General features: G+C 67.7%; 17 protein-coding genes. 6 read left to right on the top strand and 11 right to left on the bottom strand.

Features of this window, described 5'->3' with window-relative positions; genetic code table 11:
• Nucleotides 1–110: 110 nt before the first annotated feature.
• Complete coding sequence (locus tag GK109_RS16845; RefSeq protein ID WP_370460656.1) at nt 111–1,310, bottom strand: PDZ domain-containing protein; 1,200 nt, start codon at nt 1,308–1,310, stop codon at nt 111–113.
• Nucleotides 1,311–1,443: 133 nt separating this feature from the next.
• On the opposite strand from GK109_RS16845, the gene GK109_RS16840 reads away from it, so the two are divergent.
• Nucleotides 1,444–2,919 carry a zinc-dependent metalloprotease gene (locus GK109_RS16840; protein WP_157241737.1) on the top strand — a complete coding sequence of 492 codons (1,476 nt, stop codon included), beginning with the start codon at nt 1,444–1,446 and terminating at the stop codon, nt 2,917–2,919.
• A gap of 33 nt (nt 2,920–2,952) precedes the next feature.
• On the opposite strand, the gene GK109_RS16835 is transcribed toward GK109_RS16840, so the two are convergent.
• Genes GK109_RS16835 through nudC form a run of 3 tightly spaced genes read right to left on the bottom strand, consistent with a single transcriptional unit; the run spans nt 2,953 to nt 6,768 of the window.
• A complete protein-coding gene (locus GK109_RS16835) occupies nt 2,953–3,507 on the bottom strand; it encodes a M48 family metallopeptidase (RefSeq protein ID WP_157241736.1) in 555 nt (184 codons plus the stop codon).
• A gap of 44 nt (nt 3,508–3,551) precedes the next feature.
• Nucleotides 3,552–5,687, bottom strand: coding sequence for an ATP-dependent DNA helicase UvrD2 (locus tag GK109_RS16830; RefSeq protein ID WP_323056596.1), 2,136 nt, complete (start codon nt 5,685–5,687; stop codon nt 3,552–3,554).
• Nucleotides 5,688–5,745: 58 nt separating this feature from the next.
• Entirely contained in the window at nt 5,746–6,768 is a 1,023-nt protein-coding gene (nudC, locus tag GK109_RS16825; RefSeq protein WP_157241735.1) for an NAD(+) diphosphatase, read from the bottom strand.
• A gap of 143 nt (nt 6,769–6,911) precedes the next feature.
• Between nudC and GK109_RS16820 the strand changes: the two genes are divergently transcribed.
• Entirely contained in the window at nt 6,912–8,159 is a 1,248-nt protein-coding gene (locus GK109_RS16820) for a macrolide 2'-phosphotransferase (protein WP_370460655.1), read from the top strand.
• On the opposite strand, the gene GK109_RS16815 is transcribed toward GK109_RS16820, so the two are convergent.
• The 3 genes from GK109_RS16815 to GK109_RS16805 are packed head-to-tail and all read right to left on the bottom strand — an operon-like array spanning nt 8,146 to nt 15,517.
• The gene (locus GK109_RS16815; protein WP_157241733.1) at nt 8,146–11,727 is read right to left on the bottom strand and encodes an ATP-dependent DNA helicase; all 3,582 of its coding nucleotides are present in this window, start codon (nt 11,725–11,727) and stop codon (nt 8,146–8,148) included. The two genes, GK109_RS16820 and GK109_RS16815, sit on opposite strands and share 14 nt — an antisense overlap.
• An 8-nt stretch (nt 11,728–11,735) precedes the next feature.
• Nucleotides 11,736–15,104 carry an ATP-dependent helicase gene (locus tag GK109_RS16810; RefSeq protein WP_370460654.1) on the bottom strand — a complete coding sequence of 1,123 codons (3,369 nt, stop codon included), beginning with the start codon at nt 15,102–15,104 and terminating at the stop codon, nt 11,736–11,738.
• Nucleotides 15,101–15,517, bottom strand: coding sequence for an MGMT family protein (locus tag GK109_RS16805; RefSeq protein WP_157241732.1), 417 nt, complete (start codon nt 15,515–15,517; stop codon nt 15,101–15,103). The genes GK109_RS16810 and GK109_RS16805 overlap by 4 nt, the downstream gene beginning before the upstream one ends.
• Nucleotides 15,518–15,580: 63 nt before the next feature.
• Here GK109_RS16805 and GK109_RS16800 point away from each other — a divergent pair, with 63 nt between their 5' ends.
• The 4 genes from GK109_RS16800 to GK109_RS16785 all read left to right on the top strand — a co-directional run bounded on the left by GK109_RS16800 (nt 15,581) and on the right by GK109_RS16785 (nt 19,074).
• On the top strand, nt 15,581–16,291 hold the full coding sequence (locus GK109_RS16800; protein WP_157241731.1) for a 3'-5' exonuclease: 711 nt from the start codon (nt 15,581–15,583) through the stop codon (nt 16,289–16,291).
• Between the two features lie 332 nt (nt 16,292–16,623).
• Nucleotides 16,624–17,559, top strand: coding sequence for an ABC transporter substrate-binding protein (locus tag GK109_RS16795; RefSeq protein WP_157241730.1), 936 nt, complete (start codon nt 16,624–16,626; stop codon nt 17,557–17,559).
• A 16-nt stretch (nt 17,560–17,575) separates the two neighbouring features.
• Nucleotides 17,576–18,340, top strand: a complete 765-nt coding sequence (locus GK109_RS16790; RefSeq protein WP_104998485.1) for an amino acid ABC transporter permease — start codon at nt 17,576–17,578, stop codon at nt 18,338–18,340.
• Nucleotides 18,337–19,074 carry an amino acid ABC transporter ATP-binding protein gene (locus GK109_RS16785; protein ID WP_157241729.1) on the top strand — a complete coding sequence of 246 codons (738 nt, stop codon included), beginning with the start codon at nt 18,337–18,339 and terminating at the stop codon, nt 19,072–19,074. Before GK109_RS16790 ends, GK109_RS16785 begins: the two co-directional genes overlap by 4 nt.
• Before the next feature lie 82 nt (nt 19,075–19,156).
• Here GK109_RS16785 and hemL read toward each other — a convergent pair whose 3' ends face one another.
• From hemL to GK109_RS16765, 4 genes are read right to left on the bottom strand one after another with little or no spacing between them, the layout of a single operon-like run.
• Nucleotides 19,157–20,488 carry a glutamate-1-semialdehyde 2,1-aminomutase gene (gene hemL / locus GK109_RS16780; RefSeq protein WP_157241728.1) on the bottom strand — a complete coding sequence of 444 codons (1,332 nt, stop codon included), beginning with the start codon at nt 20,486–20,488 and terminating at the stop codon, nt 19,157–19,159.
• Nucleotides 20,489–20,524: 36 nt separating this feature from the next.
• Nucleotides 20,525–21,622, bottom strand: coding sequence for an LLM class flavin-dependent oxidoreductase (locus GK109_RS16775; protein WP_157241727.1), 1,098 nt, complete (start codon nt 21,620–21,622; stop codon nt 20,525–20,527).
• On the bottom strand, nt 21,622–22,602 hold the full coding sequence (hemB, locus tag GK109_RS16770; RefSeq protein ID WP_157241726.1) for a porphobilinogen synthase: 981 nt from the start codon (nt 22,600–22,602) through the stop codon (nt 21,622–21,624). Before hemB ends, GK109_RS16775 begins: the two co-directional genes overlap by 1 nt.
• 60 nt (nt 22,603–22,662) lie before the next feature.
• Nucleotides 22,663–23,529: a uroporphyrinogen-III synthase gene (locus GK109_RS16765; protein ID WP_157241725.1), complete on the bottom strand. Its 867-nt coding sequence runs from the start codon at nt 23,527–23,529 to the stop codon at nt 22,663–22,665.

The raw sequence follows: 23,529 nt of genomic DNA, 5'->3' as shown, positions 1-23,529 counted from the left end.
TGCGTGCGTGCGAGCGACGTCCGGCACCGGTCAAACAGCTGGTTTCGTCCGTCACAATTGCCACGAGTGGCGGTAAGGCTTAGTTCCTGTCGAGTCTAGTTGCGCCCAGTCTAGTTGCTTGTGCACGCCGGAAGGCCGGACGTGTCCTGGCCGCTGCCGGCGCGTTCGACGGCGTCACGCGCCTCCGCGAGGTTCTCCACCCGGACCACCTGCAGCCCGTCGGGGATCTGCCCCACCACTTCCCGGCAGTTGGCGGCCGGCGCGAGGAACATGGTGGCTCCCCCGGCCCTTGCACCCTGCATTTTCTGCTCGATCCCGCCGATGGGTCCCACGAGGCCGTCCGGGGAGATGGTGCCGGTCCCCGCGATGTGCTTGCCGCCCGTCAGGTCGCCCGGGGTGACGGTGTCAATAATGCCGAGCGAGAACATCAGCCCGGCGCTGGGGCCGCCCACCTTCTCAAGCGAGATGTCGACCGTGAAGGGGAACGTGAACAGGTATTTGAGCATCACGCCGAGGATGAAGCGGCCCTCGCCGTTGTCCTTGGGGGTGATGGTCTCCGTGACCGGCTGCCCGCCGCGCTCCACCACCACGGTGGCCGGCGCGCCTTTTCCTGCCGCCAGTTCCTCCTGGACAACGGCCAGTGAGGTGATCTCCCTGCCGTTGATGGTTTTGAGGATGTCCCCGGGCTCGATCTTTCCGGCGGATGCGGAACCTTCCGAGAGGCCCGCTGCCTGGAGCTGCTGCCCGAAGGGAATGTCCAGCTCCTTGAGGGCCGACGCCACGGCGTTCTCCTGGGAGGTGGTCATGGCCACGGAACTCTGTTCCTCAGCCTCTTCCCTGGTTGTGCCGGTGGGGTAGATCAGTTCCACCGGGTGGACGGCCTTGGAGGGGGCAAGCCAGGCGGAAAAGGCATCAAGGATGCTGACGGGCCCGTTGGGTCCGCCGTCCACGTAGACCGTGGTGAGGTCCAGGTTGCCTTTCGCCGGGTACGCGTCCCGGCCCGTGATGCTGATAACCGGCTTCCCCTGGCTCTCACCCAGGGTGTTGTACGTGGGTCCGGGTGACTCGATGACGTACGGCACCGGAATGGTACCGACGGCGATTCCCAGCCCAAGGGCCGACATGCCGGCCAACAGCATGGCGGACACTTTAGGGTCGCGCGGCGCACGGTCCGGCAGCAGCCTGCCGACGGCCGGACCGCCGTCGTTGGTTTCTTCTGTTGGTGCTTCTTCTGTCTGCGCAGGTAACCCGCGGGTGAAGAGCTCAGGAGCGTGGTCCTCTGAGGGGTGGCCGCCACGGGTTGTAGTCACCCAACCAAGACTACGCGGTGACCAGTGCCTGCCAGCGCTTTGCCTAGAGCGAACGGCCCGGCGGTCCGGCAGACAGCCGGGCATGGCCGGGGTACCGTGAAGGTTGACAGTCAAACCGACGATCGGCGGGATCATGGCCTCCAATCCACTCAATTCGTCCAATGGGGATGACACCCCCAAGGATCCGTTGACCGAAATGCTGCAGAACCTCATGGGCGGCAAGGGGATGGAAAATTTCGACCCCGCCGAGCTGGCCAAGGCTGCCGGGCTGCCCAACGACCCCAACCTGCTCGCGCAGATGTTCTCCCAGGTGCAGGCAATGATGAGTGCGCCTTCCGAGGGTCCCGTCAACTGGCAGCTTGCCCATGACAACGCCCGCCGGGTCGCGGCGAGCAGCAGCGATCCTTCAGTCACTGCCCAGCAGTCCCGCGAAGTCGACGAGGCCCTGCGCCTTGCGGAACTGTGGCTTGGCCCCGTGACAGACCTTCCCGCCACCGGCCTGATCGGCCACGCGTGGTCCCGGGCGGAGTGGGTGGAAGCCACCCTTGGCACGTGGAAACGGCTGACCGAACCGGTTGCGAACAGCATCGCGAACGCCCTGTCCTCCGCAATGACGGAACAGATGCCCGAAGAGATGAAGTCAATGATGGGCGGGGCATCCTCGATGCTCCAGAACATGGGCGGGGCGATCTTCGGCATGCAGTTGGGGCAGGCCATCGGCGCCCTGTCCGCTGACGTGGTCAGCTCCACCGATATCGGTGTTCCGCTGGCCGACCTCGAGATGGCGCTGCTGCCGGCCAACGTTGCGGCGTTCGGTGAGGGCCTGTCCCTGCCCGAGAATGACATCCGGCTTTTCCTTGCGGTACGGGAAGCTGCGCACGCGCGGCTCTTTGTCCAGGTGCCGTGGCTGCGCGGCCATCTGCTGGGCGCCATCGAGGCCTACGCCCGCGGCATCCATATCGACACCTCGCGGATTGAGGAACTTGCGCGGGACCTTGATCCCGGCAACCCCGAGGGCATCCAGGAGGCCCTGTCCCAGGGCGTGTTCATGCCGCAGCGGACACCCGCACAGGAACAGGCCCTTGAGAAGCTTGAGACGGCGCTTGCGCTGGTGGAAGGCTGGGTGGACGAGCTCACCGCGGCCGCCACAGAGAAGCTGCTGCCGTCCGCGGGCGCGCTCCGCGAAACAGTGCGCCGCCGCCGGGCAACCGGCGGTCCGGCCGAGCACGCCTTCGCGTCCCTGGTGGGCCTGGAGCTGAGGCCCCGCCGGCTGCGGGATGCCGCAACGCTGTGGGCCACTTTGAAGGAAGAGCGCGGCATCGAAGGCCGCGACGCCATCTGGCACCACCCGGACCTGCTGCCCACCGCCGAGGACCTGGATGACCCCAAGGGCTTCAGCGGGCGCCGCAAACTGGCCGAAGCCAGCGACAGCGAAGTGGACGACGCCCTGGAGAAACTCCTCAGTGGCGGCTTCGACGCCGCTCCCGAAGACAGGAGCGGCGCTGAGGGCCAGGGTGGCGCCGAAGGCCAGGACCAGGGCGGCACTGCAAAGGACGACGGCGACGGCGGGCGGCCGGAGGAGGGGCGGGACGGCCAGCCGAAAGGCTAGGACGTCCGGGCCCGCATTGTTGCGGGGGCGGCTTCAGTCCGCGTCCGGATCGGCCATGCCGCGCCCGGTGGCGAAGGAGACACCTTCCAGGAACGCTTTGGCCCGCTGGGTCTCGGGATAGGCCTCCAGCAGCTTCCAGAACGCGGCGTTGTGCGCGGCCACCAGCAGGTGGGCGAGCTCGTGGAGCAGGACATAGTCGATGACCCACTGCGGCATTGGCCGCAGCTTGTCCGAGAGCCTGATGGTGCCTTCAGCGGGAGTAGCCGAACCCCACCGGGAATTCTGGTTGCTGACCCAGCGCACCGACGTCGGCACTGCCCGCCCCCCGAGGTACTGTGCGGACAGGTGGGCGGCATGGGCGGCGAGGGCGGCGTCCGTGGCCGGGCGCCGCTTGCCTGCTGCTGCCCGCCGCTCCCCCTGGCGCTGCAGCTTGGCCACCATCCGGTGGACCCAGTCGGCCTCCTGGGCGGCGGTAAACCGCGCCGGGATAGCCACAACTGCGCTTCCGTTCTCCCAGAAGGCCGCCACCGTGCGGGTGCGCCGGGCCGAACGCCGCACGACGACGGGCGCACCGTCGTCAGTGGTCAAGGGGGCAGTAACCGCTCCGGCCGTCTTTGCGCCCTGGCCGGGCCTCACAGGGAAGTGCTTTCCGTGAGGACGCGCAGAACGTCTTCCCCGTACCGTTCCAGCTTGGACGGGCCCACTCCTGCCAGTCCGGCCAGCTCTTCGAGCGAGGCGGGGCGCGCCTCGGCGATGGCCGTGAGCGTGGCATCGGTGAACACGACGAACGCCGGCACCTCGGCGGCGAGGGCAACTTCGCGGCGCCAGTTCCGCAGGGCATCGAAGGTCTGCTCCTCATAACTCGGCGGACAGGAATTGCACCGGCCCACCTTGCGTTCCGCGCCGGTGGCGAGCATGCTTCCACAGACCCGGCACATGGCAGGAGCGGCGGCCTTCCGGCGGGACACCGTGACCTTCCCCCGGGTGGTTGAAGTCGCCACCGAATCCGGGCGCAGCCCGTCAAGGAACCTGGACGGTTTCCTGTTTGCCCGTCCGCCCGGGGTCCGGGCAGTGGACCAGGACAGCGACAGGTGCTCCCGGGCTCGGGTGATTCCCACGTAAAGGAGCCTGCGTTCCTCGTCCACCGATTCCGGCGAGTCAGCGAAGGAGATGGGCATCAGCCCCTCGCTGAGGCCCACCAGGAACACCGCATCCCATTCGAGGCCCTTGGCCGCGTGCAGCGAGGCAAGAGTCACGCCCTGGACCGTGGGGGCGTGCTGGGCGAGGGAACGTTCCTGTAGTTCGTTGACGAAGTCGGCCAGGCCAAACCGGGCACCCCGGGTTTGGACCAGTTCGTCGGCGAGCGCCACCAGGGCCGCCAGCGATTCCCACCGCTCCCGCAGTGCGCCGCCGCTGTGGGGGGCGGAGTCCGTGTAGCCGAGGGACGAGACAATGTCCCGGACGAGTTGCCCCAGCGGCTCGGGGGAATCCGTCTCCGCGACGGCCCGGGTTGCGGCCCGAAGCTGCAGGATGGCGTCCCGGACCTCCTTGCGGGCGAAGAACCGCTCGCCGCCGCGCAGCTGGTACCCGATGCCGGCCGCAGCGAGGGCCTGTTCGTACGCCTCGGACTGGCCGTTGGTCCGGAACAGGACGGCCACCTCGCTTGCGGGCGTGCCGGCGTCGAGCAGGGCCTTGATCTTCTGGGCAACAGTGGCTGCCTCTGCTTCATCGTCCGCGCACTCGGTGAACTGGGGTGCCGGGCCCGCCGGCCGCTGGGCCACGAGCTGGAGCGGTGTTGCCCAGGCGGCGTCGGCCACTGGACCGCCGCTCCGCCGGCCTGCCAGGAGGTCGTTGGCGAGCTTGACCACCTGGGGCGTCGAACGGTAGTCCCGGATCAGCTTGACCACGTTGGCCTGCGGGAAGCGGGCTTTGAAATCCAGGAGGTGCTTGGGGGAAGCCCCCGTAAACGAATAGATGGTCTGGCTGGCGTCACCGACGACGCAGAGTTCGTCCCGGCCGCCGAGCCAGAGGTCCAGGAGCCGCTGCTGCAGCGGGGAGACGTCCTGGTACTCGTCCACCACAAAGTGCCGGTACTGCTCGCGGACGGTGGCAGCGACCTTCTCGTCCTCCTGGAGAATTCCCACCGTGATCAGCAGGACGTCCTCGAAGTCAATGACGTTGCGGTCCGTCTTCACGTCCTCATACGACTGGAAGACCCTGGCCACGGCGGTGAGGTCGAACCCTCCCGGGGCGCCCCTGTCCTGGGCATTTTCCAGGTAGTTGGCCGGCGTGAGCATCGACACCTTGGCCCACTCGATTTCGGAGGCGAGATCGCGGATGGAGGCCCTGTCCGTGCTGAGCCGGAGCCGCCGCGCGGCCTCGGCCAGCATCTGTGCCTTGTGGTCCAGGAGGTTGGGCAGCGTTCCGCCAACCGCCTGCGGCCAAAAGAACTGCAGCTGGCGCAGGGCGGCGGCGTGGAATGTCCGTGCCTGCACGTTGCCCACCCCGAGATCCCGCAGCCGGCTCCGCATCTCGGCAGCGGCCCGGGCCGTGAACGTCACCGCAAGCAGCCGTTGCGGCGAATAGACGCCGGAGTGGACGCCGTAGGCGATGCGGTGGGTGATGGCGCGTGTCTTGCCGGTCCCTGCGCCTGCCAGGACACACAGCGGGCCGTTCAGGGTGCTGGCGACTTCGCGCTGCTCCGCGTCCAGGCCGCCAAGGATGCGGTCCTCCAGGGAGGCTGTCCCGTCAATATGTTCTGTAGTCACTTCTGCTGCTCTTGGTCTCGACTACCGCGTGCTGGAGTCTGGTGGATACGTAAAGGAGTCAGGCCCCGGCCCGGTCCTGGATGCGTCCGCCGTACCAGTGCTCAATCAGCGAGCGGGCAATGGAAAGCCGGCTGGAGATGGTGATCTCCCCGCTGAGCACGGCTTCCTGGAGTTCCTCCCGGCTGAACCAGCGCGCCCTGGTGACCTCGACGCCGTCGGGCGTTGCTTCGGAGTCTTCGGTGACGGCGGTAAATCCAAGCATAAGCGAGGCAGGGAACGGCCAGGACTGCGATCCGAGGTACTGGCACGCGGTCACCCGGACCCCAACCTCTTCGTAGATCTCGCGGACTACTGCCTGTTCCAGGGACTCCCCGGGCTCCACGAAGCCTGCCAGCGTGGAATAGTTCCTGGCATCCGCAGGCCCTCCGCCGCCCAGCAGCAGCCGGCCGTCAGGGCCCTCGACCGTGACGATGATGGCGGGATCCGTCCGAGGGTAGTGCTCCGACAAGTCCACCGGGCAGCGACGCACCCAGCCGCCGGCTTCCACCTCGGTGGGCTTCCCGCAGCGCGGACAATGCGTGTGGCCGGCATGCCAGTTGGCGATGGCACTTGATTCGACAAAGAGCGCGGTGTGGGTTGGGGTCAGCCCGGCAGCCACGTCGCGGAAACCGGCCCACTGGGCGTCGGAGGGGATTCCGGCTGTTCCCGGAGCCGCCTGCTCCGGCAGGACAAACAGCAGCAGCCCGGTTCCTGCGGGAAAGTCCGAGTCCGGGAGGGCGGTGCCCAGGAAGATGACCAGTTCCGGGGCTGAGCCTGCCGTGGCGAGTTCCTCAAGAAGGGGCGCCGCAGCGGCCGTAAACAACCCGCCGCCCTGTACCAGCCCCTGCCGGCCCGACAGGACAACGGCCAACGTTGCGGGGCTGGCCAGCTGGCTGGCAACTATTCCGGGAGCCGTGCGCTCGGCCGATCCGCGGTCCACCAGCGCCGGCCTGACAGGGAGCAGCGTGTCCCTGAGGTGGTTGGCGGGCAGCATTGCCTGCTGCCCCTGGTAGACCGGTGTAACAGACTCGGCGTGGCTCATAGGTCCACCGTACTGACTGGCGCTGACAATTGACATTTCGAGGCCGTTTCCCGGCCGACCTCCCCTCCCCTGATTTGCAGGTATCTCAAGACTCGCCGCCGCCGGACCGGCCTCCCGGACGGCAGGCAATCTACCGTGGAATGGTGAGAAGAAAACCGATTGAACTGGCAGCCGTTGCAACCGCGGCAGTCCCCGGACTGACCCCGACGGCCGTTAGCTCTGCCCCGGACGATCCCGCGGACTTCGACTCTGCCCTGCTCCTTGATTCGGAGGGGAAGCGCTGGCGGGTGAGGTCCCCGCGGCATGCCGAGGCCAGCGCACGGCTGGAAACCGAGTTCCTGGTCTTGCGCGCCTTCGCGCCGGGCATTCGGGCTGAGCTGCCTTTTCTGATGCCCACGGTTGCGGGCAGTGTGCGGCTGGGCAGCCTGAGCACCTTCGTGTATTCGCATCTGGGCGGGAGCACCCGCAGCGTCGAAGAACTCACGGCTGGACCGGATGCCCTCGCCCGCGAAATCGGCGTCGCGCTGGCGGCCATTCACGATCTTCCCCGGGCCTTGGTCAGCAACGCGGACCTGCCCAGCTACACCCCGAATGAATTCCGGCAGCGCAGGCTGAATGAGCTGGACCAGGCAGCCACCACCGGGAAGATTCCCCCCGCCCTGCTGCTTCGCTGGGAACACGCGCTGGAAGACGTGTCCCTGTGGCGCTTCAATCCCTGCGTCGTGCACGGGGACCTGCATGAGGACAACCTGATGGTGGAGGGCCAGCGGGTCACGGCGGTGACCGGCTGGACCGATCTCCGCATCGGCGACCCCGCGGACGACTTCGCATGGCTGGTCGCCTCCAACGAGCATGATTTTGTGGATGCCGTCCTGGCGGCCTACACCTCCGGCCGCCGTGACACCCCCGACAACCACCTCCTCCGGCGGGCCGCGCTCTCCGCGGAATTCGCTCTCGCGCAGTACCTGGTGAAGGGGATCGCTGCCGGCGATGTCTCCATGATTGCCGAGGCAGAAGAAATGCTGGACACGCTGGCAAGCGACATCGCTGAGCACGGCGGGCAGCCCATCAGCGTTGAGCCCCTCCCGCCCGCGGCAGCTGCCGGGGCCCCGGGCGCCCCCGCTGCCGGGGCACCTGACGCAGTACGGCATGAGGGCGTTGCTCCCGAGGCTGTCCCCGGCATCAGGGCGGCCGACGACGACGTGCCGGCAGCCGTGCCGCCGGTCACCGTCCTGCCCGTCCCGGCCCAGCCCGCCGTCGTCGTGACGCAAATTCCGGTTGCCGTGACTCCACTTCCGGTGGAGCCGGAGACCCCCGGCCAAGGGTCCACCGGCGGACCGGACGACACCTCCACCGCGGCGCTCTCAATCGTCGACATCAAGAAGGACTAGGGGAAGCTAGGGCTGCCGCCACGATCTCCTCCAACTGGCCTGCTGTACCCAGGTCGTGGGGCCGCACCACCTCGTTATCGGCAACGTAGAAGAACGCTGCGCGCACGTCCTCCAGCGGCACGCCCTTCAGCCGCGACCATGCCAGCCGGTACACCGCCAGCTGGACGGCCTTGGCCCGGAGCAGGTCCCCGGAGGGCCGCCGGCCGGTCTTCCAGTCCACCAGGTCCCAGCGCCCGTCAGGATCCTGGAACACTGCGTCAACACGTCCACGGACCACCACGTCCCCTATTCGTGTCTCCACCGGCACCTCAATGAAGGCCGGAGAGCGGTGGGCCCAGGGGGACGACCGGAAGGTGGCCACCATGGCGTCGAGGTCGTACGCCGCGTCGATGTGATCATCCGAGCCCGGCGCTTCACCGAAGTCCAGCATGCCGGCCGTGCCAAAGTACTCTTCCACCCACGCGTGGAATGCCGTGCCCTTCCGGGCCGACATGCCCGGTTCCCGGGGCACGGGCCTGCGCAGCCGCCAGGCCACGGCTGACGGGTCCTCGCCAAGGTCAACGAGCGTGGATGCCGAAATGTGGGCGGGAAGGTGGACGTCGTTGGCTGAAGACCTCCTCGCCCGGCGTTCGAGCAACAAGGCTGCTTCCCGGGCCCACCCGGCGGCAACCCCTGTAAGTTCGGGCTCCCGGGTAGCTGTCCGCGCGCGGGGAGCGTCCTCCAGCGCCGCCGCCACCCGGGCAGCCGCGGTTTCCATAGCGCGCCTCCGGCCGCCTGCCAAGCGCAGGCGCTCCCCCGTGCGGGGGTCCACCGGCCCCTCCAGGGGATCGTACGGCCAGCCGGCCACCTCAGTATCGAGCGTCAGCGGACTGGTCTCAGGCAGTGCGGACTCCTCCACTGAGCGCGGATGGATGACGGCCGGCGCCGTGCCCTCGCTTGCGGCGGCGGCCAGAGTTTCAAGCTCTGCCAGGAATGGCGACATTTCCGCCCGTCCCGACCTGGACCCCACCCAGGCGGCGCTGGACGCCCACAGGACATGCTTGGCCCGGGTGTACGCCACGTAGGCCAGGCGGCGCTCCTCCGATTCCGCGTGGGCCTGGACAGCTGCCTTGAAGTCCTTTTCCGCATCCAGCCAGCCTTTTTGGTCAGGCTGGTCGAGGTCCCACTGGGGAAGGTCTGCCCGGTCACCGCGCAGCGGCCAGGGCAAGGCTGCGGACCCGCTGCTCCAGCGTGAGTCGCGGTCGCTGGGGAAGTCCTTGGCGTTCAGTCCCGGAACAAAAACGACATCCCATTCCAGCCCCTTGGAAGCATGGACCGTAAGCAGCTGCACGGCCTCCCGGTTGACGTCGCCCGGTGGTGCTTCCAGTCCGTTTTCTTCTGCTGACGCAGCCTCCAGCCAGGACAGGAAGGCGAGGATGTCCACGCGTTGGGACGTCCGCAGGAACCCGGCAGCGGCATCCTGGAAGGCATCGAGGTTCCGGCGCGCCTGATGGATGCTGATGCCGGGCCTGGCGGCAACCTCGATATCAAGGAGCATGGCCCTTTCCACCTCCCCGAGCAGGGTGGTGAGGTCATCCCCAAGGTAGCCCCGGAGCTGACGCAGCTCCGCGGAGAACCGGACCATCCGCTCCCGCGCAGCGGGGGTCAGGGACCTGCCGTTCGATGAGGTCCATCCTTCCCGGGGCAGCCAATCCAATGCCTCCACCAGGCTGGCACCGTCGGTAAGGTCGCCTTCGAGGACGGCCGGGCCGTCATCCGGAAGCTGGTCATCGCCCCGTCCAGCCTGGGCCCGACGCCGGGCAAGCTGGCTGGACCAGTCCCGCAAGGCCATCAGATCTGCGGGGCCGATCCGCCAACGCGCCCCTGCCAGCAGGCGCATCAGCGCATCGGAACGGCCGGGGTCGGCGAGGACACGCAGGGTGGCAACAAGATCCACGATTTCGGGGGTATCAAGGAGTCCGCCCAGTCCGACTATCTCGTAGGGAATGCCTCGGGCCTCCAACTGCCGCCGGATGGGCTCCATTTGTGCGCGCCGCCGGCAAAGGACGGCGATGGCGGGCGGAACCGGCGAACCGTCGGGATTCAGCTCGAAATCCGTCACCCGGTACTTCAGGACGTCATCGGCGAGCGCTGAGGCTTCATCCACATCGCTTCCGAACCGCCCCAGCACCACAGATCCCGCTGCCGCATACGGGCTCGGCTGCAGCGGCGGCACCTTGGGCGCGGCCGGCCCTCCCCCGCCCGCCGGTCCGCGCTGCGCCGCTGACCGGGCCAGGGATTCAGACATCACGTTGGCAGCGGCCAGGATGGACCGTCCGTTCCGCCACGCCGTTGTCAGGTACGACGTCGGCGCGGGAGCCCAGTTGGCCCCGCCTTCCGCCATTCCCCCTGCCGGGGTGCCCTCCGCCCCGGTTGGCTCTGTCCCATGTCCTGGCCTCCCTTTCCACACGGGGAACTCGCGCACGAAATGGAACAACTGGCCTGCCGACGCACCGCGAAAACCGTAGATCGACTGGTTGGGGTCGCCAACGGCGGTCACCGCGTGCCCGCCGCCGAAGAGCCGGGAGAACAGGACCAGTTGGGCGTGGGACGTGTCCTGGAACTCGTCGAGCAGGACCACTTTGTAGCGCTGCCGTTCCATGTGGGCGGCCAAAGGCACGTCCTGCGCCACGCGGGCGGCAAGGGCCACCAGGTCGCCAAAATCAAGTGCTCCCCGGGCCCGCTTCGCCGCCGCGTACCGGGCAACCATGTCCGCCACGCTTGCCCTGGTCCTCAACATGCCGGCGAGGTCAGCCGCTGCCTGCGGGGCGTTCCTTTTCTTGGTGGCGAGATACGGCAATGACTCAAAGTCGGACAGCCGCGCCATCAGCCAGGCTTCGACGTCTTCGGGTTCCTGGAGGTGCTCGGCGCATTCACCGGCAAGTTGGATGACTGCTTTCACGAGCGTGGACTTGGCGGCGCGGAAATGCCCGTACTCGCCGTCGTAACCCTCCACGACCTCGCTGGCCAACTGCCAGGCCTGCGCGCCGCCCAGCAGGACCACGTCCCGCTCCACTCCAAGGCGGAGCCCATAGTCAGAGACGATGCCGCTGGCGAAGGAGTGGTAGGTGGAAACTTTCGGTTCGAGCGCATCACTGCTGAGCAGCCCGTGCTGGAACACCCTGCCCCCGCTGTCCGCGTCGGCGCCGTCCTGGACACCTCTATCCTGGACAACCACGCGCTGGAGGGCGGCCAGTTTTCCCCTGATGCGCGAGGCGAGTTCACCTGCTGCCTTCCGGGTGAACGTCACGCCCAGCACTTCCTCGGGACGGACCCAGCCATTGGCCACGAGCCACACCACCCGGTCCGCCATGGTGGCTGTCTTGCCGGATCCCGCCCCCGCAATGACCAGCCTCGGCGCGAGCGGCGACGAAATGATGGCCGACTGCTCGGGGGTAGGAACGTTCTTCTCCCCGAGGAGCACCGAAAGCTCCTCGGGGCTGAAGCGGGGCTCCGGGGGTGGCCCTGCATCCCCGCCGGGCCCGGAAACCGGGGCAAGGGCGGAGAGGGCAGTCGGGGAGTTTTGCATGTCCGGCCTCATTCGGTCACTTGCCTTCCGCGCACGCACAGCGGACACACCTCGGGGAGCCTGCAGCCGTGGCCGCCATGGCTTCCCTTCGAGGGATCGTGCCGTGCTTCGAACGTGGTGCCTCCCATTACGGCGGCTGCATCCTTCACCATGTCCATCGCCCAGTTCTCCTGAGGGTCTATTGCGTCCTGATGCTGGATGGCGGGATTCTTTGCCCCGGTGCCGAGCTGGGCCAGGACGGCACCGCCAGGGAGCGGAGCGGCGGGGCTGTCCGGTCGGTCCTGGAAGCCCCCGGCGAGCACCGCGGCCTGGTAGGCGCCGAGCTGGGGATGCCGTGACAGTTCCCCCTTACCGGGCTGGCGTTTTCCGGTTTTGAGGTCCACGATGACCAGCCTGCCTTCGGCGTCCACCTCAAGCCTGTCCACCTGGCCGCGCAGGACAGCGTCCCGGGCGGGAGCATCATCGACAGGAACCTTTCCGAGGGCGACGTCGAAATCCTGTTCCACTCCGAGCAGGCTTCGGCCTTCGCTTCGCATGAGGAGTACATACTGTGCCAGCTTGCGCACCATGGACTCGGCACGCTGGAAGTCCAGCCTGCCCTCCCAGTTGTCCTTCATTCCCAGTGCGGGCCAGCGCCGGACCAGTTCTGCGACATACTCACTGCCGGACGCATCCGGCAGGTCCTGGGCAATGGCGTGGACCAGGGTGCCAAGGCTGCGGGCGAAGTCAGTGGCAGCTTCGCCTCCCGCGGCCTGGATAAACCAGTCAAGCGGGGATTTCTGCACGGTCTCGACTTTTGACGGTGAGACAAAGACGGTACCGCCAGGCGGAACCACCGCTGCCGCCGACGTCAGCGGAAGAAGGCCCCACCAGCTCTGCGGATGCGCGCCGGGCACCGGCGGGTCAGCCTTTGCCAGCCGGGCGAGGACCCTGGCCGCCTCATCCGCCTGCGGAGCATCCCCGCCGTCCAGCTGGGCGTGCTGCCGGAGTTCGGCAACAAGGGCCCGCAGCGCCATGGGCCGCTGCACTGCCGTGAACGGACGGCCCTCCTGGCCCGGTTCCAGGGGCATAACGTAGTCCAGGAAGGAGGACGGCTGGTCATCCTCGGAGGAAACAGCCGTGCATACGAGCAGTTCGCGGGCGCGGGAGACCGCAGTGGAAAAGCTTCGCAGTTCGTCATACCGGATGTCGCGGAGCCGGCTCAGGGGATCACGCTGCAGGGCGTACCCCGGCCCGTGTTCCACCGCGTCGCTGTACAGCGTACTTCCCAGAAGTTCGCCGCGGAGCCGGGTATTGGGCCACACACCTTCCTGGAGGCCCGCCACTATCACCACCGGCCATTCCCGCCCGGCCGCACTGGCTGGAGTCAACAGTTCCACGGCGTCGTCCACCTGGGCACGGGCAGCGAGGGTGTCCATGGGAAGCTCCTGGTTCAGGAGATACTCGAGGAACTGCTCGGGGCCGGCCCCGGGCATCTGGTCCACGTAACGCTCCGCGGTGTGGAAGAGGGCCATCATGGCATCCAGGTCCCGGTCCGCACGCGCGCCGTGCGGACCGCCGGCAAGGGCGGTTTCCGTCCAGGAACCGGCGAGTCCGGTGGCATCCCAGAGTGCCCACAGCACTGATTCGGCGTTGGCGCCAGGTTGCGCAGCGGCGTGGCGGCCCGCCTGGATCATGCGTGCTGCCCGGCGTGCGGCACGGCCTTCGATGCCGAGCGTTTCCAGTGCGCCGGGTTCGAGCAATGCTTCAACCAGCAGGGCGTCGCTGGTCCGGCCTCCGCCGCCCAGGATCTCGTCCCTCCTCAGCGACTGCCGCAGCCGGCGGAGCTCGATCGATGTGGCACCGCCGATCCGGGAGGTCAGGAGGGATACTGCGGCTTCCGGGGTCAGCAGCGCGGGATCCAGTGCAATCGCGAAGGCATCAAGCAGCGGGCGCACTGCCACTTCGTCCCGGACCGCGGACTCCGCCACCGGGACCCGCACAGGAATCCCCTGGCCCGATAGGTAACGCTGGAACTCGCTCACCTGGGCGCCGTTGCGCACGATCACCGCGAGTTCGGCAAGGTCGCGCCCGTGGTTGATGTGCTGGTCCAGGATGCGCTGGGCAACGTAGCGCAGTTCGTGCACGGCGGACGGAACAAGGTGTGCTTCCACTGCCCCTTGGGGCCTGGCGTCGTCGGGTTGATCAGGGTCGGGTTGGTCAAGCCGCCGGGCCAGTTGCCCGCCCGCGCGCTGTGAAATCCGCCCGGCCACTCCAAGCCAGGCTTCGGCCACCGCGGGCGCTTGCCGGTGGGCGTACCGCAGTGGACGCTCCGCCACGGGTGCACCGGGCGACAGCAGCCCGGGCAGTTCTGCCACGAGGTCGGGCCTGGCACCGCGGAAGCCCTGCACCACAGTGTCCGGTGAAAACGCCACGTAGCAGTCCTTCCCGCCGGCGATGTCGGCCAAGAGCTCAAAGACTGCGGGGTTGGCTTCCTGGATGTCGTCCACCAGGATCACCTGCAGCCGGTCCCGTTCCGCCGCCAGGAAGCCGGGAGAGTCCTGGAAAATCTGCCGTACTGCCGTGATGATGCCGGCCGGATCGAAAGCCTCAGGCATCCGCAGGTCCAGGACGTCCCGGTACTCGGCGTACAGGGACGCAGCGGCGATCCAGTCAGGCCTGCGGCACTCGTGTCCCAGCCCTACCAGGTCGCCGGGGGTACGGCCCGACTCGATGATGCGGTCGAACAGCTGCCGGACTTCCTGCCGGAAGCCCCGGGTTTCCAGGGCACCTTCAATGTCGGCGGGCCAGGGAAGCTCCAGGCCGGGCAGGCGATGGCCTTCAAGGAGCTCCTTGATGATGAGGTCCTGCTCCGGGCCTGAGAGGAGCCTGGGCGGCCGGGACAGGGGAAGGATCCCTTCCGCCTTGGCACGCCGGATCACGTCAAAGGCGTAGGAGGCCCAGGTCCGCGCGGGAGTGGTGCTCAGGCTCCTGTCCAGCCGGGCCGTGAAGCGGTCCCGCATGGCATCGGCAGCCAGGCGGCTGGGCGCCAGGATCAGTATCCGCTCGGGATCCACGCCGTCACGGGTGACCCTGCTGACGGCGGCCTCCACAAGGACGGTGGTCTTGCCAGTTCCCGGAGCGCCGGGCAGCAAAACCGGCCCTGTTCCCTGGGGGACGTCGACGGCCGCCTGCTGGTCGGCGGAGAGCAGGGGCGCCACGACATGCACCTGGCGGGGCGGCAGCAGCCGCAGGCCGGTTCCTGCAGCTCCGGCCTGCCGCGGGGGCGTACGGCCGTCTCCCGGGCCGGCGGGTTCACCGGAATGACGCGCGGGGCCGTCCGCGGAGCCATCCCGGGATTCGTCAAGGGGGCCGGTGAGGGGCATGGTTACTGTCACAGGGACATTCCATCATCGGCCGCCGACAATCTGTGCAGCCGCCGCTCCAGCATCCCGGCGACCACATCAATCCTGTCGAACTGGGCATCGCTTGGCGCCCAGCGGGCGGCCGAAAGATCCACCCGCCAGCGCCCCTCGCCGGTCCGCTGGAAGTCGAGGTAGGCGCCCAGCAGGGGTGTGCCCTCGGCCAGGTAGCGGCGGAGGGCCTCAGCCTCGTGTCCGTCCGGTGCGTGGCCGCTCGCCTTGAGAATCCGCCACCAGGGGACTCCGCTCCCGTAGCGGCTCATGACCGTGCCGACCTGCCTTGGCCCGCCTGAACCCAACAGCTCGGCGACGTCGCCATACGCGACGGCGGATCCGGCGGGCACCAGTTCCACAATGGCCAGCACCGCCTCCACATACTCAATCCGCATTGATCCAATCTAGCCGCAGTGGCGTTCCACGGAATTGTCGGTGGTGCCCTTTAGCGTTGAAGCATGAGCACCTGGAACACCCTCCCCCGCGCAGCCTTCGACCTCGAAACCACAGGGCGCAACTCCCGGGCTGCACGCATCGTCACCGCCTCGGTGACGGTGGTGGACCACACGGGCGACGTCATCCAGGAACACGAGTGGCTGGCGGATCCCGGGGTAGAGATACCCACCGAGGCCAGTGATGTGCACGGCATCACCACCGAACAGGCACGCCGTGAGGGCAGGCCTGCCCACGAAGTGACCCGGGAGGTTGCGGCCGTGCTGCAGGGACTGTTCGACGACGGGACCCCCGTCATCGCCTTCAATGCCAGCTATGACTTCACGGTGCTGGCTGCGGAGTCGGCCCGGTACGGGGTCCCTCAGCTGACCCGCTTCCCGGTCCTGGACCCGTACATCATGAACAAGCAGGTGGACCGCTACCGGAAGGGCAAGCGGACCCTCACGGCGTTGTGCGAGGAATACGGCGTGGTCCTGGACAACGCCCATACGTCGGCCGCTGATGCCCTGGCCACCTTGAGGGTCCTGGACGCCATGGCCGGCAAGTTTCCCAAACTCAGCATGCCGGCCAGCCAGCTGCACCAGCTGCAGGTCGAGTGGGCAGTAAGCCAGGCAGCCGATTTCCAGGACTATCTCCGCAAGACGAAGCCCGCTGCCGTCATCGAAGGTGACTGGCCGGTCCTTCCGCCGCAGGACGCCACTACGGCCGGCTTCTGACCGGGACCGTCTCCGGCAGGGCCACGGCGAGAGATATTTCACAGTCGCACTGCTCACACAACGGGGCCGGTGAGGGACTCAAGGATTCGTCCGCACGGGGCCGCAGGACTCCAGTATGAGGGCCATCAGCGCCTATACGAAAGTTCCTTCGATTATTTGCCTTCAGAGCCAGCACTTGTTCGCCTCACGGCCGCCAAACACTGAAGTGAGACAATAAAGTTTTGCGGTCACCCCTGCCATGCAGTGCTTGAACAGCCTCGGGCAGGTGCCAGGCGCCACCAGCGCAGCCTTGCGGCCCGGTTGACTTATGACTCAATGAAAGCGACAGACTGATGAAAATCAAAGCGATGAAGTGGCTGACAACCGCTCCCGTGGCAATCGCCCTCGCGGTTTCCCTGGCAGCGTGCGGTTCAGGATCAGCCCAGCCGAGCGGCACGCCCACGGACGCCCTCGCCGGCAGCGACCAGCAGACGCTGGACAAGTACACCACCGCTACCGTCACCCCGATTGACCAGATCGACAAGACCAAGCTCGGCCTGAACACCGAAGGCAAGCTTGAGGTGGGCACCCTGTCGGACGCCCCGCCGAACATCTTCATTGACCCCTCGGGCAAGTTCACCGGCTACGACAACGAGCTGCTGCGGGCCATCGCCGGCAAGCTCGGCCTTGAGGTCGAGTTTGTTGCCACGGACTTCTCCGCCCTGCTTTCCCAGGTTTCCACCAAGCAGTTCGACGTCGGATCCTCCTCCATCTCCACCACGGACGCGCGCCGCCAGAACGTCGGCTTCACCAACGGCTACGACTTCGGCTTCATGGCCGTGGTTGCCAAGACCGACAGCGGCATCAAGGGCTTTGCCGACCTTAAGGACGATCTCCGGATCGGCGTCGTCCAGGGCACCGTCCAGGACGACTACGTGACCAATACCCTGAAGATGGAACCCATCCGCTTCCCGGACTACGCCACGGTTTACGCCAACGTGCGCAACGGCCAGGTGGACGCCTGGGTGGCTCCGTCGCAGCAGGCCAGCGGCCAGGTGAAGGAAGGCGACGGCACCGCGATCGTCGAATCCGTCGTCAACACGCAGAACTTCACTGCCTACGCGGTGGCCAAGGACAACCAGCCGCTGATCGACGCGCTGAACTCCGGCCTTGACGCTGTCATCGCCGACGGAACCTGGACCAAGCTGACCAAGGAATGGTACCCGGACCGCGAGATGCCCTCTGACTGGAAGCCGGGCAGCAAGGCCGCCACGGTTCCCCAGAGCTGATTGAGCCGGGACGTTCATGGATCTCTTGGACCAGCTGGCTGACACCTTCTTCAACTGGGAGGAAATGGCCAAAGTCATTCCCGCCCTGTTCATGGTGGGCCTGCCCAACACCCTGATATTGGCCGTCGCCTCCGGCATCCTCGGCTCCCTGCTGGGGCTCGGGCTCGCCATGATGGGGATTTCCCGCAACGCGGGCGCCCGTTGGGTGGCGCGCATCTACACCGATATCTTCCGGGGCCTCCCTGCCATCCTGGTGATCCTGGTCATCGGCATTGGCCTCAGTCCCATCGCCCGGGAAATCACCGGATCCAGGAACCCCTACCCCCTGGGCATCCTGGCCTTGACGCTGATCGCGGCCGCCTACATCGGCGAGATCTTCCGCTCGGGCATCCAGAGTGTGGAGAAGGGCCAGCTGGAGGCCTCCCGGGCCCTTGGCTTCAGCTACGGCAGTTCCATGCGCCTCGTGGTGGTGCCGCAGGGAATCCGGCGGGTCCTTCCCGCCCTGGTAAACCAGTTCATCTCGCTGCTGAAGGATTCCTCACTGGTGTTTATGCTCGGGCTTGCCGCCTCGGACCGGGAGATCTTCCGGATCGGAAACGACGCGATGGCCAACACCGGCAACCTGTCTCCGCTGGTGGCCGCAGGTGTGCTGTACCTGATCCTGACCGTCCCGCTCACCCACTTCGTGAACTTCATCGACCACCGGCTGCGAACCGGCAAGCCGGAAAAGAAGGAACCGGATGAGCTGGCAGCACCTATCGGCAAGGGGGCACAGGCATGACGGAATTCGCTTCCGGAACCCTGACCGGCAAGAACCTGCACCTCTCCTTCGGCCACAACCATGTTCTCCGCGGCATCGACCTGCACGTGGAGAAGGGCACCACTGCCTCGGTGATCGGCCCATCGGGGTCGGGCAAGTCCACCCTCCTGCGCGTCATGAACCGGCTGATCGAGCCGGACCAGGGCGACATCCTCCTGGATGGCCGTTCGGTCCTGAAGGACAACCCGGACGAGCTGCGGCAACGGATCGGCATGGTGTTCCAGCAGTTCAACCTGTTCCCGCACAAGACCGTGGTGGACAACGTATCCCTCGCGCTGCGGAAGCTGCGCAAACTCTCCAAGGAGCAGGCACGCGCCGAGGCCCTGGAGCAGTTGGACCTGGTGGGCCTGAGGCACAAGGCCGATGCCCGCCCGGCAAACCTTTCCGGAGGCCAGCAGCAGCGCGTTGCCATCGCCCGGGCACTTGCCATGAAGCCGGAGGTGATGTTCTTTGATGAGGCCACCTCCGCGCTGGACCCCGAGCTTGTTAAGGGAGTCCTGGCGCTGATGGCCGACCTCGCGAAGGGGGGCATGACCATGGTGGTGGTGACCCACGAAATGGGCTTCTCCCGCAACGTCTCGAACACCGTGACGTTCATGGACGCCGGAGTGGTTGTGGAATCCGGGCCGCCGGAGCAGATCTTCACCGCACCGGCAACGGACCGCCTCAAGGGCTTCCTCTCGGACGTCCTGTAGTTCCCGAAGCACATAAAGAAATCCCCGGCTGCAGCCCGCAGCCGGGGATTTCTTTATGTGTGGCCGGGATGTTCCGGAGTTTCTAGCCCCGGGCCGCTGCTGCCGCCTTGGCTGCGGCAGGCAGTGCATCATAGATCCGGTTCATGGCCGCGTCGTCGTGAGCAGCGGACAGGAACCAGGCCTCAAAGACCGACGGCGGCAGGTACACCCCGGACTCCAGCATCGAGTGGAAGAACGGCGCGTAGCGGAAGCTCTCCTGCGCCTGGGCGTCAGCGTAGTTGTGGACGCCGTTGGCTGAGGTGCCGAAGGCCACCGAGAAGAGGTTGCCGGCAAACTGGATCGAGTGGTCCACCCCGGCGGCGTCCAGGGCGCCGGACAGGGCAGAGGAGAGTTCCAGCGAACGGACGTCGATGAAGGAGTAGACATCGCGGGTGGCATGAGTCAGCGTGGCCACGCCGGCCGCCATCGCCACAGGGTTTCCGGACAGTGTTCCCGCCTGGTACACCGGGCCGGTGGGCGCGAGGTAGTCCATGACGTCGGCACGTCCGCCGAGGGCCGCCGTCGGCATCCCTCCACCGATGACTTTGCCGAAGGTGAGCAGGTCCGGCGTCCACGGCTCGGCGGCGTCCGGCGCCCCGCCGGTCAGGCCCCAGTAGCCGGAATAGCCGGTGCGGAACCCGGTGAGCACTTCGTCCACGATGAGCAGCGCCCCGTGTTCGCGGGTGATGCGGGACAGGCCCAGGTTGAAGCCTTCTTCCGGTGTCACCACGCCCATGTTCGCCGGCGCTGCCTCCGTGATGACAGCGGCGATGTTGGGCCCGTGGGTGGCGAAGGCTTCCTTGACGGCGGCGAGGTCGTTGTAGGGAAGCACCAGCGTTTCTGCGGCCGTGGCCTCGGTGACGCCGGCGGAACCCGGCAGGGCGAGGGTGGCGACGCCGGACCCTGCGGCGGCAAGGAGTCCGTCCAGGTGGCCGTGGTAGCAGCCGGCAAACTTGATGATGAGGTTGCGTCCGGTGAAGCCGCGGGCCAGGCGCACGGCGGTCATGGTGGCTTCGGTGCCGGTGGACACCATCCGGAGGCGCTCGACTGCGGGTACGCGGTCCTTCACGATTTCCGCCAGGTTGGCCTCGTCCGGGGTGGACGCTCCGAAGGACAGGCCGCGGTCCACGGCGGCGTGGACGGCCTCCAGCACAGCCGGGTGGGCGTGGCCCAGCAGCGCCGGACCCCAGGAGCAGACAAGGTCCACGTATTCCTTGCCGTCGGCGTCCGTGAGGTACGGTCCCTTGGCGGAGACCATGAAGCGCGGGGTACCGCCCACGGACCCGAAGGCACGGACCGGTGAGTTGACCCCGCCCGGCATCAACTGGCGGGCGCGGTCGAAGAGTTCCTCGTTGCGAGGGTTGCTGGCAGTCATGGTTCCTATTCTCTCAGGTGGCCGGCGCCGGGTGCGTCAGGTGCCGAGCAGTTCAGCCACGCGCGGCGCCACGGCCGTACCCAGCAGCTCGATGGAGCGCATCATTGCAGAGTGCGGCAGCGGCCCGTTGCTGTATTTAAGGTCGAAGCGGTCCACGCCCAGGTTCTGTTTCAGCAGCACGATCTTGCGCGCCACCGTTTCCGGGGAGCCGACATACAGCGCCCCTTCCGGAGCGCACAGCGCCTCAAACTCGCCCCGTCCGGCAGGCCCCCAGCCCCGTTCAGCGCCGAGCTTGTTCCGCAGCTTCAGCCAGTGCGGGAAGAGTTCCTCCCTGGCCTGCTCGTCGGTCTCCGCCACGTGTCCGGGAGAATGCGTGGCAACCTGCTGCATCGGGTGGCCGTACTTGGCCATGGCCTCGCGGTACAGGTCCACCAGCGGCCGGAAGCCACGCGGCTGCCCGCCGATGATCGCGAAGATGATGGGATAGCCGTATTGGGCGCACCTCAGCACGGACTCGGGGGTGCCGCCGACGCCGATCCAGGTGGGCAGCAGGTGCCGCTCGAGCGGCGGGTACACGCTCAGCCCGGCCACGGGCGGCCTGGTACGGCCCTCCCAGTGCACTGGTTTCTGAGCCCGCACCTTGTCAAAGAGCTCGAGTTTTTCCTCGAACAGGAGCTCGTAGTCTGCGAGGTCCAGTCCGAACAGCGGGAAGGACTCGATGAAGGAGCCGCGGCCCAGCATGACTTCAGCGCGGCCGTTGGAAAGGGCATCCACGGTGGAGAAACGCTGGAACACGCGGATGGGGTCATCGGAGCTCAGGACCGTGACGGCTGAGCCCAGCCGGATCCGGGTGGTGCGGGCGGCAGCGGCGGCGAGGAAGACTTCCGGCGCTGAAACGGCATAGTCCTTGCGGTGGTGCTCGCCCACGCCAAACGCATGGAGTCCGACGGCGTCCGCCATCTGAGCCTCTTCAAGCAGCTGGCGGAGTACCCGGGCATGCGGCTGCGGGCTTCCGTCCGCATTCTCGCCGACGTCGCCGAACGTGTTCAGGCCCAGGAGTATCCGGTCCGGTGCCACCGGGGCGGTGGGACTCTCCGGAACAGCGACGGGCCGGGGTGTCGGTGAGCCAACCATCAGGACTCCTTCAGCCAGCCGGCCAGTTCGGCGGCCCAGTAGGTCAGGACCATGTGGGCGCCGGCGCGGCGGATGCCCAGTACCGATTCGGTGATGGCGGCGCGCCGGTCGATCCAGCCGTTGGCGGCCGCGGCCTCGATCATCGCGTACTCTCCGGAGATCTGGTACGCGGCCACCGGCACCGGACTCATGGCGGCGACGTCTGCGACGATGTCCAGGTAGCTCATGGCGGGCTTGACCATGACGACGTCGGCCCCCTCGGCGAGGTCCAGTTCCACTTCGCGCAGGGCCTCGGTGCGGTTGCCGGCGTCCATCTGGTAGGTCCGCCTGTCCCCCTTCAGCTGGGAATCAACGGCTTCGCGGAACGGGCCGTAGAACGCCGACGCGTACTTGGCTGCGTAGGCGATGACGGAGGTGTTGGTGTGCCCGGCCTGGTCAAGGGCGGACCGGATCGCGGCAACCTGGCCGTCCATCATTCCGGAGGGCCCCAGCATGTGGGCGCCGGCGTCTGCCTGGGCCACGGCCATCCGTGCATAGATCCCAACCGTGCGGTCGTTGTCCACGTAGCCGTCGGCGTCGAGCACTCCGCAGTGCCCGTGGTCCGTGAACTCGTCCAGGCACACATCGCTCATGATCACCAGGCTGTCCCCGACTTCGGCACGCACGTCCCGGATGGCCTTGTTCAGCACCCCGTCCGGGTCAAGCGATGCCGTTCCCTCGGCGTCGCGGGTTTCCGGGATGCCGAACAGCATGATTCCGCCGAGCCCCAGCTCCACGGCTTCCGCCGCGGCGCGCTTCAGGGTGTCGGTGGTGTGCTGGACAACCCCTGGCATGGAGGTGATGGGGTTGGGCTCGGCCAGGCCTTCGCGGATGAACGCCGGAAGAATCAACTCGGCGGGCGCCAGGCGGGTTTCGGCGGTAAGCCGGCGCATGGCCGGCGTGGTGCGGAGGCGGCGGGGGCGGTCGCTGGGAAAAGTCATGATCCTGTCCTTTGCTTTGGTTCAAGCGTGGTGGGTGTCCGTTGGCGGGCGTCCCCCGCGTCAGGGCGGCTTCCCTGCGTCTTGTTCCGGCTGGAGGGCTGCCGCCACGGCGGCAACAAGCCCGGCCGGCGTGGGCCGGGCCGCGATGGCGGCCACCGGCAAGCCAAGCGCGGAAGCCTGGTCCGCCGTCGGCCGTCCAATCGCCACGAACCGGCAGCGGCCCAGGGGAAACAGCTCATGGAGGCGCCGCGCGGCGCTCGGTGAAGCGGCGATCACGGCGTCGATGCGTCCCGCGGCGAGTTCAGCGGCGGCGGTTGCCGGGGTCAGCAAAGCGTACGACGGCGGCTGCCCCTCCCCTGCCCCGTCCTCCGCCGGGATGGCGAGCCTGCGCTCCGCTGCCGCCGGGTAGTCCACCGTGCGGTAGGCCGTGACGGCGGTGACGCTGCCGCCGGCCCCTGAAAGTCCCTCCGCCAGGCGCGGCGGCGCGATGTCCGCCTGCGGCAGCAGGACCTTGCCGCCCCCGTCCGGCCACACGGACAGCAGGCCGGCGGCGGACTGATCCTCCTCCGGCGCCAGGGCCACAGCAACCCCATGGGCCTCCAGGAGCCTGCGGGTCGCAGCGCCCACGGCTGCGATGCGGGTGGCAGCCGGGATCCAGCGGGCCAGCGCCAGGCCACGTTCGGCGGCCTTGGCAGCGAGCACATGGACCGTGGTGGCGCTGCTGACTACCAGCCAGTCGAAGGCCCCGGCGGCCAGGGCATCGCAGGCAACGTCAAGGGAATGCTGGTCCGGAGCCCGTTCGAAGTCGATCAAGGGCAGCAGCAATGCGTCGGCTCCAGCCTTCCGCAGCGCCTCCACGAGGGGCAGCGAGCGCTCCGGGCTGCGGGTGATGAGTACCCGCGCCCCCGCCAACGGTGCCTTGGGCAT

The sequence above is a fragment of the Pseudarthrobacter sp. GA104 genome, from assembly GCF_009741265.1.
Lineage (GTDB): Bacteria > Actinomycetota > Actinomycetes > Actinomycetales > Micrococcaceae > Arthrobacter.
Note: the sequence above shows the minus strand (reverse complement) of the source record. Positions and strands in the feature narration are given on the sequence as shown.